The organism is Roseateles aquae (genome assembly GCF_032337115.1).
In the GTDB taxonomy this organism is placed as follows: domain Bacteria; phylum Pseudomonadota; class Gammaproteobacteria; order Burkholderiales; family Burkholderiaceae_C; genus Roseateles_C; species Roseateles_C aquae.
The window spans coordinates 1,062,055-1,073,850 of the sequence record NZ_JAVXZY010000001.1 but is presented as its reverse complement, the minus strand read 5'-3'; the positions used below and the strand labels follow the sequence as shown (position 1 = coordinate 1,073,850).

The following is an 11,796-nucleotide window of genomic DNA, read 5'->3' as shown; positions in this document are numbered from 1 at the left end:
CATGCTTAAATCGGGGCAGTTTGCCTCTATCCCATCGCTTCGGAGTTATCGATGAAACAGATCACCGCCATCATCAAACCTTTCAAGCTCGACGAGGTCCGCGAAGCGTTGGCCGAAGTGGGTGCATCTGGACTGACGGTCACCGAGGTCAAGGGTTTTGGCCGCCAGAAGGGCCATACCGAGCTGTACCGCGGCGCCGAGTACGTGGTGGACTTTCTGCCCAAGGTCAAGGTCGAGGTGGTGGTCAAGGATGAGGACGTTGATCGCTGCATCGATGCCATCCTGAAGGCGGCCAAGACCGGCAAGATCGGTGACGGCAAGATCTTCGTCACGCCGGTCGAGCAGGTGATCCGCATCCGCACCGGTGAGACCGACGAAGCGGCGGTTTGAGTTGGCGTTGAGCCTGCGAGGGCTGCGCTAGGTTGAACCTGTGCTTCAGCCCAGCAGGCGATGCCAGAGTGCCGCGCCCCAGATGCCGGCGCACAGCAGCAGCGACAGGAAGACGGCAGCGCTGGCCAGATCCTTGGCGCGCTTGGAGAGTTCGTGCAGATCCAGCGAGACGCGGTCGATGGCCGCCTCGATGCCTGAGTTCAGTAGCTCGACGATCAGCACGATCATCAACGAACCGAGTAGCAAAGCCACTTCAACCCAGCTACGCCCCAGCCAGAACGCCGCGGGCGACGCGATCAGTGCCAGCCAGACCTCCTGGCGAAATGCGCTCTCGCCCTGGTAAGCGACCTTGAGTCCGGCCATCGAGTATCCAGTAGCATGAAGTACGCGATCAATGCCGGTGCGGCCCTTGTGCGGATTCGGGCTCATCCTTTGGCTTTCAGTGCGGGCTGCTCGGTGATCAGCTGGCAGCCGCTGAGCACATCATGCAGGAACAACCGGCTCGGATGCAGCCGGGCGATCAGCAGATAGGCGGCCACGCCGGCGCCCAGGCTACCAAAGATAGCGCCCAGCGAGTGCAGATCCATCAGCCAGACACTCAGCAGTGCCGGCAGGAACCACAGCCAAGCCAGCAGATAGCGCAATGCCGCGCGGCCCTGCGTCAAGGGCTGACGCTGCCGATCAACGACGCGCAAATGCCAGGCCTTCATCGCCACCGTCTGGCCGCCATGCGACCAGAACCAGATGAAATAGACGCCCAGCACGATGAACAAAAAGCCTTGCAAGGCATGCTGGCCCTGCAAGGCGTGGCGTTGCTGGGTCAACGCCGAGAACAGGTAGCCGGCGACAAAGACGATGCCGAACAGCAGCACGCCTTCGTACATAAAGCTGGCCAGGCGCCGCATCAAGCTGGGCGCCTCGGTACTGCTGGCTTCACTCATGGTTTCTTGCTGGCGCTCTGCCGGGGCAGCAGGGTCTTGGGATCGATCAGCTCGGGATTCGCCAGCACCTTGGGCATGCCCGCCTGCTGGTGGCTGGGCAGGCTGCTGCCCTGGGTGATCAGCAGCGTTGTCGCGCCCGGCTTGGCCTGGCGCAGCGAGGGCGTCACGGCCGTGATCGGCTGGGGCGGGCGGGCTGGGACAAGATTGGATTTAGTCATCCGTGCCGGCGCCGATGCGGTGGCAGCCAGCGCCGGCGGTTTCTTTTGCGCGGCCTTGTCCAGCAGTTCCTGGCGCCGCTCCGGCGGCAGCGACTGGTAGGCCTCCCACTTCGCCTGCAGATCCTGCTTCTTCAACTGCTGCGTGTTCTGGAATCCGGCGCGCACTTGCTGACGCTCTGCCGGACTCAGCCGCGCCCACTCGCTCATGCGCTCACGCACGCGCTGCTGCTCATCGGCCGGCAAGGCGTGAAAGCGCGCGGCCAGTTCCAGCCATTTGCCGCGCTGAGTGCCGTCCAACTTGTCCCAGTCGGTGGCGAGTGGTGACAGGACCTGGCGCTGTTCATTGCTTAGCTGCTGCCAGGCCGGGCCACCGACAAAGGTTGCTGGGGCCAGCGGCTTCGGCGCGGGCGCCTTGGGGAGATTCAGTGGCGGCGCGGCTTGACTGGCCGCCGCGTCCGGGGCGGAGGGTGCCTCGGCAGCGGCAGCGGCAGCGGGCGCTTGCGCCGAGGCGTGACCGGCCAGCCACAGGCCGACAAGTGCGGTGCAGAGATGCAGGTGCTTGAGGAATCCTGGAGGCAGTGGCCGGGTCATGGTCAAGGGGTGATCACTCTTGCTCTTCGTTCAGGTATTCCCTGAAGCCGGGATCGCTGTAGGCGGCCGGCGGCAGGGGCTTGGACAGCAGCGCAGTATCGACTTCGGCGGCGGCCTGAATCTGCTGGTACCACTGGCTGTGCTGGATCAGCAACAGGCCCAGCACCAGTAGCAGCAGGGGAGTCAGCGACGCCAGCTTCAGCCAGCGGGGCGATTTGTCGGCCGGGCCACCGCGCATGGCCAGCGATGCGCCCACGGCCACGACGGATGGCGCATTTTGCAGTTCGGGCTGGGCGGCACGCGCGGTACGCGCCTTCAGCAGCGCCTGTTCGCGCGCGAAGCGCAGCCGTTCGCCGATATCCGCCGGCAATTGCTCGCTTTGTTCTGACAAGCCGGCGGCCACGCGCAAGCCGAAACGCGCCATGCGGGCGTCCAGTTCTTGATCGAAATGCGAATGTTGCGGCTTGTTCATAGCGTGATTCCTCTGGCTTTGAGCGTTTTGGCCAAGGCATGGACAGCGCGAGAGCAGTGTGTTTTAACACTTCCCTCGGAGCAACCCATAACAGCGGCCGTCTCGGCGACGTCCAACTCCTCCCAGTAACGCAGCAGGAAGGCTTCCCGTTGACGCGCCGGCAACTGGGCCACTTCGTCATCGATCGCCTGCAGGATCTGCGTTCTCGACACCTCGTCCGCGGCGCTCAGCGCGCCCAGGGCCCCGTCCTGCGATTCCAATGATTCCAGCAGGTCGAAGTCACCGTCCGGATCCGAAGACTCGAAATCGGACATATTGCTCATCACCGCATTGCGCACCTTCTGGCGGCGGAACCAGTCCATCGTCGCATTCGACAGGATGCGCTGGAACAGCAGCGGCAGCTCGGCGGCCGGCCGGTCAAAGTACTTCTCGGCCAGGCGGATCATCGCATCCTGGACGATGTCCAGTGCCGCATCGTCATTGCGCACCAGATAGGCGGTGCGCTTGAAGGCACGCCTGTCGATGCTGCGCAAGAAGTCGTTGAGTTCTTTGTCGGTGGCCAATGGGTGAACGGGCAAGCCCTGAAGCAGGCAAAACGCCGCGGATTATCGCATTGCGAGAGCAGACCCTAGGCTTTGTTCGGGATGCTGCGGGTTTGCATGCATAATGTTGCTTCGCACAAAGAGTTTTTGGTCTCAAGCTGGCCGCCCGACCGGGGCGCCTCGTTTTTGACCGCGCAGGCTCCGAATCCACCTCACGAGGGTGCGAGAAGGGGCACCGATGGTTTTTCGTTAGAGAAATTCACAGAGGTTCGAAAATGGACATGTCTGCCGCGGACGTCAAGCGTGCTTCCACAGCACAACCGCATTCAAATTCCCACGCGGAGCCCAACGGCTCTGAAATCCTTGTTCGCTGTCTGCATGCCGAAGGGGTCAAGCACCTCTGGGGCTATCCGGGCGGCTCGGTGCTGTACATCTACGACGCACTGTACAAACAAGACAATATCCAGCATGTGCTGGTGCGCCATGAACAGGCCGCCGTCCATGCCGCTGACGGCTATGCCCGCGCCACTGGTGAAGTGGGTGTGGCGCTCGTCACCTCGGGTCCAGGTGTGACCAATGCCGTGACCGGCATCGCCACCGCCTACATGGACTCGATCCCGATGGTGATCATCACCGGCCAGGTGCCTACGCCGGCGATCGGCCTGGATGCCTTCCAGGAATGCGACACCGTGGGCATCACCCGCCCCATCGTCAAGCACAACTTCCTGGTCAAGGACGTCCGCGACCTGGCGATGACGATGAAGAAGGCCTTTCACATCGCCCGCACCGGCCGCCCGGGCCCGGTGGTGGTGGACATCCCCAAGGATGTGTCGCTGGCCAAAACGGCGTTCAGCTACCCCACCCATGTGGAGATGCGCTCCTACAACCCGGTGAAGAAGGGCCATAGCGGGCAGATTCGCAAGGCGGTGCAGCTGCTGATGCAGGCCAAGCGGCCCTATATCTACACCGGTGGCGGCGTCATCCTCGGCCAGGCGCACAAGGAGTTGCGCGAGCTGGTCGATCTGCTCGGCTATCCCTGCACCAACACCTTGATGGGCCTGGGCGCCTTCCCGGCCAGCGACCCCCGCTTCCTTGGCATGCTGGGCATGCACGGCACCTACGAAGCCAATATGACCATGCAGCACTGCGATGTGCTGCTGGCCGTTGGTGCCCGTTTCGATGACCGTGTGATCGGCAACCCCAAGCACTTTGCCCAGGTCGAGCGCAAGATCATCCATGTGGACATCGACCCCTCGTCGATTTCCAAGCGGGTGCGTGTGGACATCCCCATCGTCGGCGACGTGAAGGATGTGTTGCAGGAGCTGATCCACCAGATCAAGGAGGCGCAGGCCCGCCCGGACAGTCAGGCGATCAACGCCTGGTGGAGCCAGATCAATGAATGGCGCCGCAAGGACTGCCTGGCCTACAAGCGCGACAGCGAGGTCATCAAGCCGCAGATGGTCGTCGAGACGCTGTGGAACCTGACCCGGGAGCGCGATACCTACATCACGTCGGACGTCGGCCAGCACCAGATGTGGGCCGCGCAGTTCTACAAATTCGACGAGCCGCGCCGCTGGATCAACTCCGGCGGCCTGGGCACCATGGGCGTGGGCCTGCCCTATGCGATGGGCATCAAGCTGGCCAAGCCGGAATCCGATGTTTTCTGCATCACCGGCGAAGGTTCGATCCAGATGTGCATCCAGGAGCTCTCGACCTGCCAGCAGTACAAGACGCCGGTCAAGATCGTCTCCCTGAACAACCGCTACCTGGGCATGGTGCGGCAGTGGCAGGAACTGGACTACGGCAAGCGCTACTCGCACAGCTATATGGACGCGCTGCCGGACTTCGTCAAATTGGCCGAGGCCTATGGCCATGTCGGCCTGCTGGTGGAGCGCCCCGCAGATGTTGAGCCGGCGCTGCGCGAAGCCATGCGCCTGAAAGACCGCACGGTCTTCCTCGACGTGCGCACCGATCCGACCGAGAACGTCTGGCCCATGGTCCAGGCGGGCAAGGGTATTTCGGAGATGCTGCTGGGTTCCGAAGACCTGTGAGCGACTGAAACGCTGTGACAGCGTCGGCGTTACCGCGCCGACGTTGATCACTGGGTGGAAGTCGCTTGCAGCGGAATGCCTGCAATTCCCTTTTGATCGAAGAGCGTGGCCAAGGTCCGTCGGTTACCGCCGCCGGGCTGAAGAGCGCGAAGGACGAGATTCATGAAACACATCATTGCACTGCTCATCGAGAACGAGCCGGGCGCGCTGTCGCGCGTCGTCGCGCTGTTCTCCGCCCGCGGCTACAACATCGAGAGCCTGACGGTGGCGCCGACGGAAGACCCGTCGCTGTCGCGAATGACCATCGTGACCACTGGCTCCGACGAGGTGATCGAGCAGATCACCAAGCACTTGAACCGACTGATCGAGGTCGTCAAGGTGGTCGACCTGACCGAGGGCAACTACACCGAGCGCGAGCTGATGCTCATCAAGGTGCGCGCCGTCGGCAAGGAGCGCGAGGAGATGAAGCGCACCGCCGACATCTTCCGCGGCCGCATCATCGACGTGACCGAGAAGACCTACACGATCGAGCTGACTGGCGATGCGTCCAAGCTGGATGCGTTCATCGACGCCATCGATCGCAGCGCGATTCTCGAAACGGTGCGCACCGGTGCCAGCGGCATCGGTCGCGGCGAACGCATTCTCAGGATTTGAGTTTCCCCTGGCGCTGCGGCCCTTGGCCGTGGCGTCGCCGGGCGGCCATGAGCCTGCCTGGCAGCAAGCCTGGCTCGGTGTGGCCCCGGCATAAGGCTTGCTCCACGAAGGGGCCCGAACATTTTTTGCACAGTTTTTCTGGAGACCGACATGAACGTTTTTTATGACAAGGACGCCGACCTCAGCCTGATCAAGGGCAAGAACGTCACCATCATTGGCTATGGCTCACAAGGCCACGCCCATGCTCAGAACCTGAACGACAGCGGCGTCAAGGTCACCGTCGGTCTGCGCCGTGGCGGCGCGTCCTGGGCCAAGGCCGAGAACGCCGGCCTGAAGGTGGCCGAGATCGCTGACGCCGTGAAGTCGGCCGATGTCGTGATGATTCTGTTGCCCGACGAGCAGATCGCCGATGTCTACAAGCGCGAGGTCGAGCCCAATATCAAGCAGGGCGCCTCGCTGGCCTTCGCACACGGCTTCAATGTCCACTACGGCCAGGTCACGCCGCGCGCCGACCTCGACGTCTGGATGGTCGCTCCCAAGGCCCCCGGCCACACCGTGCGTGGCACCTACACCCAGGGTGGCGGCGTGCCGCACCTGATCGCCGTCTATCAAGACAAGACTGGCAAGGCTCGCGATCTGGCGCTGTCCTACGCCTCGGCCAATGGTGGCGGCAAGGCCGGCATTATCGAAACCAATTTCCGTGAAGAAACCGAAACCGACCTGTTCGGCGAGCAGGCGGTGCTGTGCGGTGGTGCGGTCGAGTTGATCAAGGCCGGATTCGAAACGCTGGTCGAAGCCGGCTACGCGCCCGAAATGGCTTACTTCGAGTGCCTGCACGAACTGAAGCTGATCGTCGATCTGATCTATGAAGGCGGCATCGCCAACATGAACTACTCGATCTCGAACAACGCCGAATACGGCGAGTACGTGACCGGCCCGCGCGTGGTGACCGCCGCGACCAAGGACGCGATGCGCCAGTGCCTGAAGGACATCCAGACCGGCGAGTACGCCAAGAGCTTCATCCTGGAAAATAAGGCCGGTGCACCTACGCTGCTGTCGCGCCGCCGTCTGACCTCGGAGCACCAGATCGAGCAGGTCGGCGAGAAGCTGCGCGCGATGATGCCCTGGATCAAGAAGAATCGTCTGGTCGACCAGTCGAAGAACTAAGGCTGGTCGACGGCAGCGTTTCCAGGGCGCTGCTGGACGTGCCTCCCCAGTGCCGCGGTGCCCACCGCGGCATTTTTCATTGAGTCGCTGTTGTATCCTCCCGCCCCATGACCGACGCTAAAAACGATAACGCCCTGCACGACGACGACGACGGCGAGGTGCTGGAGCCGGTGCGCCCGCGCCGCAAGGGCATCTACATCCTGCCCAATCTGTTCACGCTGGCAGCGCTGTTTGGTGGCTTCTATGCCATCGTGATGGCCATGCACGGTCGTTTCGAGCAGTCGGTCTATGGCGTGTTCTGCGCGATGGTGCTGGACAGCCTGGATGGCCGCGTTGCCCGGATGACCAATACCCAGAGCACCTTTGGCGAGCAGATGGACAGCCTGTCGGACATGGTGTCCTTCGGTGCCGCACCGGCCTTGATTGCCTATGAATGGACACTCAAGGGCCTGGGCAAGGCCGGCTGGATCGCTGCATTCGTCTACTGTGCCGCGGCGGCGTTGCGGCTGGCGCGCTTCAACACCAATCTGGCGGTGGTCGACAAGCGCTTCTTCCAGGGCTTGCCCAGCCCGGCGGCGGCCGCGTTGGTGATGGGCCTGATCTGGGCCGTGGAGGACGCCAAGGCGGGTGGAGCGGTGATGCCGGGCTGGATGCCCTGGCTGGCCTTCGGTTTCACGCTCTATGCCGGGCTGACCATGGTGACCAATGCGCCGTTCTACAGCTTCAAGGACATCACCTTCAAGCGCAGCGTGCCCTTCATTTCCATCGTGGCCATCGCCCTGGGCATTGCCGCGATCAATATAGATCCGCCGAATGTGCTGTTTGGTCTGTTCTGCACCTACGGCCTCTCGGGCTATATCGTGTTTGCGATCAAAAAGGCCAAGGGCAAGCCCGTCAGCGTGATTGCCACCTCGACCGATGAGCCTGATGAAAAGGGTCTTCACCATTGACGTAGGCTGGCTGGTTTTTTCCGCCGCTGCCGTGCTACATTCAAATCCATGAAGACCGCTTTCAACGCACTGCTACTAGCCATCGGGCCCTTGGGCACGAGGCCGGTTCACGCCTGAAACCGACAGTCCTCTCCAACCAAGAGCCCGCCAAGCAATTGCTTCGCGGGCTTTTTGTTTTTTGCTGCTAGCTCTTTCCAACCAGCCTTTCACGGAGAACCCCCATGGCTGACAAGCTGATCATCTTCGACACCACCTTGCGTGACGGCGAGCAATCGCCCGGCGCTTCGATGACGAAGGACGAGAAGCTACGCATTGCGCGTCAGCTGGAACGGATGCGCGTCGACGTGATCGAGGCGGGCTTCGCCGCATCGAGCAACGGCGACTTCGAGGCCGTCAAGGCGATTGCCGATGTGGTTCGCGAAAGCACGGTCTGCTCGCTGGCCCGCGCCAACGACCGCGACATCGCCCGCGCCGCCGAAGCCTTGAAGGGCGCGGCCCGCTCGCGCATTCACACCTTCATTGCGACCAGCGAGTTGCATATGGAGAAAAAGCTGCGCATGACCCGCGAGCAGGTGCTGGAGCAGGCCATCCAGGCCGTGCGTTTCGCTCGCAACCTGACCGATGACATCGAGTTCTCGCCCGAGGACGGCTATCGCTCCGATCCAGAGTTCCTGGCGCGGGTCGTCGAGGCCGTCATTCGTGAAGGCGCCCGCACGATCAATATTCCGGACACGGTCGGCTACGCCATCCCCGAGCTCTACGGCAGCTTCATCAAGACGCTGCGCGAGCGGGTGCCGAACTCCGATCAGGCCATCTGGTCGGTGCATTGCCACAACGACCTCGGCATGGCGGTGGCCAACTCCTTGGCCGGGGTGCAAATCGGTGGCGCCCGCCAGATCGAGTGCACGATCAACGGTCTGGGCGAGCGCGCCGGCAATTGTTCGCTGGAAGAAGTGGTGATGGCGGTGAAGACCCGCCGCGATTACTTCGGGCTGGACGTCGGTATCGATGCGACCCAGATCGTGCCGGCCTCGCGCCTGGTTTCGCAGACCACCGGTTTCGTCGTGCAACCCAACAAGGCCGTCGTTGGCGCCAATGCCTTCGCCCATGCCTCCGGCATCCACCAGGACGGCGTGCTGAAGGCGCGTGACACCTACGAGATCATGCGCGCCGAAGACGTGGGCTGGAGCGCCAACAAGATCGTGCTGGGCAAGCTCTCCGGCCGCAATGCCTTCAAGCAGCGCCTGCAGGAGTTGGGCATCTCGCTGGAGTCCGAAACCGAGGTCAACGCCGCCTTTGTGCGCTTCAAGGATCTGGCAGACCGCAAGAACGAAATCTTCGACGAGGACATCATCGCGTTGGTGATGGATGAATCGGTGCAGCAGGACAGCGAGCATTACCGCCTGGTCGCGCTTTCGCAGCGCTCGGAAATGGGCGAGCGGCCGCATGCCAGCGTGGTCTTCCATGCGGCCGGCGTCGAGCACCGGGTCGAGAGCGACGGCAATGGTCCGGTGGATGCCTGTCTACGGGCGATTGAATCCAAGGCCCAGAGTGGCGCGGAAATGATCCTGTATTCGGTCAATGCCATCACCAGCGGCAGCACAGAATCGCAGGGCGAGGTCACGGTCCGGCTGCAACATGCTGGGCGGGTGGTCAACGGTGTTGGTGCCGACCCCGATATCGTGGTCGCATCGGCCAAGGCATATTTGAGTGCACTGAACAAACTGCAGAGCAAGACCGAACGGGTGGCTGCGCAGGGCTGATGAAGGCAGCGGTGGCGGTGGCAAACACCGTCATCCGTGCACAAATTCAGCGCTGCGGCACTTCAAAAGTGCGCGCTAAGTTTTTGATCTTGCCTGACTTTTTGCGATCGCCTAAACTGGCTGCGAGTTGTTGGGGACTGGATTGAAGACATTCACGCTTGGGTTCACCGGGGCCGCCATTGCAAGTGCGGTATTGAGCGCGGTGCTGCTGACGGCGGGCTTGGCCCTGCCGGTGGCCTCGGCCGAGGCAGCAGCGCAGCCGCCCGCCAAGGTGAAGAGCAATGCGCGCAAGGCCAAGCCGGCCACACGGGCGCCGCGCAAGGCCACGGTTGTGGCCGCTGCCCCCACCTTCGGCCAGCTCTACGGCCTGCATGCGGTCGACGATCCGCTGGATCTGAAGTCCAGCGTGGCCCTGGTGCTTGATCAGGACACCGACGAGGTCTTGTTCTCCAAGAACTCGCAGGCGGTGCTGCCGATTGCCTCGATCACCAAGCTGATGACGGCTCTGCTGGTGGTGGAAGCCAATCTGCCGCTGGACGAGAAAATCACCATCACCGACGACGACAAGGACACCGAAAAGGGTACCGGCTCGCGTCTGGCCATCGGTACGACGCTGAGCCGTGGCGAAATGCTGCATCTGGCGCTGATGGCCTCGGAGAACCGTGCTGCCCATGCACTGGGCCGCACCTATCCGGGTGGGCTGCAAGCCTTTGTCGAGGCGATGAACCAGAAGGCGCAGTTGCTGGGCATGGCCGATACCCGCTATGTCGAGCCCACCGGGCTGTCCAGCCGCAACCAGTCCAGTGCCAAAGATCTGGCGGCTCTGGTCAAGGTGGCGCATGAGTTCCCGCTGCTGCGCGAGTTTTCGACCTCGCGCGACTACCGCGTGGCCTTGGGCCGCCGCCAAGTCGCCTTCCACACGACCAATGGCTTGGTGCGCAGCGGCGAGTGGGACATCGGCCTGCAAAAGACCGGCTTCATCAACGAAGCCGGCAAGTGCCTGGTGATGCAAGCCCGCCTGGCCGGGCGCAAGCTGATCATGGTGTTCCTTGATTCGACCGGCAAGTATTCGCGTATCAGCGATGCCGAGACGGTGCGCAAGTGGCTGTCCGGCCGTACCGGCGTGGCCAGCAGCGCGGTCAAGATCGACGGCTGATACCTCGCATCAGTCAAAACGGAAAACGCGCCTCATGGGCGCGTTTTTCATTGCAACTGCAGCCTCCGCCGCGACCGAAGCCGTGGCGCTCAGCCGCGATAGCCCAAGGCCGCCGAAATGGCGGCCGCGGTGTCTTTCAGCCGCGCCAGCCAGGCCTCCTCCAGGCGATCGGCGGGCGCCGAAATCGACAGGCCGGCGATCAGCTTGCTCTGGTCGTCGTAAATTCCGGCAGCCATGCAGCGCACGCCGAGTTCCAGTTCCTCATCGTCGCGGGCTACGCCGCGCTGGCGCACCAGGGCCATCTCACGCTCCAGTGCAGTGATGTCGGTCAGGCTGTTGCGGGTGTGGCCGGCGAGGCCGGTGCGGGTGGCGTAGGCACGCACACGCTGTGGGTCGTCGCTGGCCAGAAAGAGCTTGCCCACCGAGGTCAGGTGCAGTGGCGCCCGGCCGCCAACGGCACGCACCACCTGCATGCCCGAGCGTTCGGAGTAGGTGCGCTCGATGTAGACGATTTCGTCGCCTTGACGAACCGACAGATTGACCGGCTGGTGGGTGAACTTGTGCAACTCGCGCATCGGGCCGATGGCAGCGTCGCGAACATCCAGGCGGGCCTTGACCAAGTTGCCGAGCTCAAGCAGGCGCATGCCGAGTCGATAACTGCCGGCTTCGGGCCGATCAACGAATCGACCGATGGCCAGGTCGTTCAGAATGCGGTGGGCGGTGGACGGGTGTAGGCCGGTGGCCTCGCTGACCTGTTTCAGCGACACCGGGTCCTGATGGCTGGCCAACACATCCAGCAAGGCGAAGGTGCGTTCCAGCACTTGAATCGCGGGTGCCTGTGCCTCTTTGTTTTTCATCCGTCCATTGTGCGGGATTTCATCAAGGAATGTGGCTTTGTCTT

At 62.9% G+C, this 11,796-nt stretch carries 13 protein-coding genes; 7 read left to right on the top strand and 6 right to left on the bottom strand.

Features of this window, described 5'->3' with window-relative positions; translation table 11 throughout:
* The first annotated feature begins 51 nt into the window (after positions 1-51).
* Complete coding sequence (locus RQP53_RS04680; protein ID WP_315648951.1) at positions 52-390, top strand: P-II family nitrogen regulator; 339 nt, start codon at positions 52-54, stop codon at positions 388-390.
* Between the two features lie 45 nt (positions 391-435).
* Here RQP53_RS04680 and RQP53_RS04675 read toward each other — a convergent pair whose 3' ends face one another.
* The 5 genes from RQP53_RS04675 to RQP53_RS04655 are packed head-to-tail and all read right to left on the bottom strand — an operon-like array spanning position 436 to position 3,175.
* Positions 436-819, bottom strand: coding sequence for a diacylglycerol kinase (locus tag RQP53_RS04675; protein WP_315648950.1), 384 nt, complete (start codon positions 817-819; stop codon positions 436-438).
* Entirely contained in the window at positions 816-1,331 is a 516-nt protein-coding gene (locus RQP53_RS04670) for an RDD family protein (protein WP_315648948.1), read from the bottom strand. The genes RQP53_RS04675 and RQP53_RS04670 overlap by 4 nt, the downstream gene beginning before the upstream one ends.
* Positions 1,328-2,140 (bottom strand): DUF3106 domain-containing protein, encoded by an 813-nt coding sequence (locus RQP53_RS04665; RefSeq protein ID WP_315648947.1) that lies wholly within the window; start codon positions 2,138-2,140, stop codon positions 1,328-1,330. The genes RQP53_RS04670 and RQP53_RS04665 overlap by 4 nt, the downstream gene beginning before the upstream one ends.
* A 13-nt stretch (positions 2,141-2,153) precedes the next feature.
* On the bottom strand, positions 2,154-2,612 hold the full coding sequence (locus RQP53_RS04660; RefSeq protein WP_315648945.1) for a DUF3619 family protein: 459 nt from the start codon (positions 2,610-2,612) through the stop codon (positions 2,154-2,156).
* Positions 2,609-3,175, bottom strand: a complete 567-nt coding sequence (locus RQP53_RS04655) for an RNA polymerase sigma factor (RefSeq protein ID WP_315648944.1) — start codon at positions 3,173-3,175, stop codon at positions 2,609-2,611. Before RQP53_RS04655 ends, RQP53_RS04660 begins: the two co-directional genes overlap by 4 nt.
* Before the next feature lie 254 nt (positions 3,176-3,429).
* Here RQP53_RS04655 and RQP53_RS04650 point away from each other — a divergent pair, with 254 nt between their 5' ends.
* From RQP53_RS04650 to pbpG, 6 genes are all read left to right on the top strand, one after another.
* On the top strand, positions 3,430-5,205 hold the full coding sequence (locus RQP53_RS04650; protein WP_315648942.1) for an acetolactate synthase 3 catalytic subunit: 1,776 nt from the start codon (positions 3,430-3,432) through the stop codon (positions 5,203-5,205).
* Between the two features lie 162 nt (positions 5,206-5,367).
* A complete protein-coding gene (gene ilvN / locus RQP53_RS04645) occupies positions 5,368-5,859 on the top strand; it encodes an acetolactate synthase small subunit (RefSeq protein WP_315648941.1) in 492 nt (163 codons plus the stop codon).
* Between the two features lie 150 nt (positions 5,860-6,009).
* A complete protein-coding gene (gene ilvC, locus RQP53_RS04640) occupies positions 6,010-7,026 on the top strand; it encodes a ketol-acid reductoisomerase (protein ID WP_315648939.1) in 1,017 nt (338 codons plus the stop codon).
* 134 nt (positions 7,027-7,160) lie between these two features.
* Positions 7,161-7,976: a CDP-diacylglycerol--serine O-phosphatidyltransferase gene (gene pssA / locus RQP53_RS04635; RefSeq protein ID WP_434064058.1), complete on the top strand. Its 816-nt coding sequence runs from the start codon at positions 7,161-7,163 to the stop codon at positions 7,974-7,976.
* 221 nt (positions 7,977-8,197) lie between these two features.
* A complete protein-coding gene (locus tag RQP53_RS04630; protein WP_315648936.1) occupies positions 8,198-9,739 on the top strand; it encodes a 2-isopropylmalate synthase in 1,542 nt (513 codons plus the stop codon).
* Positions 9,740-9,881: 142 nt separating this feature from the next.
* Positions 9,882-10,895: a D-alanyl-D-alanine endopeptidase gene (gene pbpG / locus RQP53_RS04625; RefSeq protein ID WP_315648934.1), complete on the top strand. Its 1,014-nt coding sequence runs from the start codon at positions 9,882-9,884 to the stop codon at positions 10,893-10,895.
* Positions 10,896-10,984: 89 nt separating this feature from the next.
* On the opposite strand, the gene RQP53_RS04620 is transcribed toward pbpG, so the two are convergent.
* On the bottom strand, positions 10,985-11,752 hold the full coding sequence (locus RQP53_RS04620) for an IclR family transcriptional regulator (protein WP_315648932.1): 768 nt from the start codon (positions 11,750-11,752) through the stop codon (positions 10,985-10,987).
* Positions 11,753-11,796 lie beyond the last annotated feature (44 nt).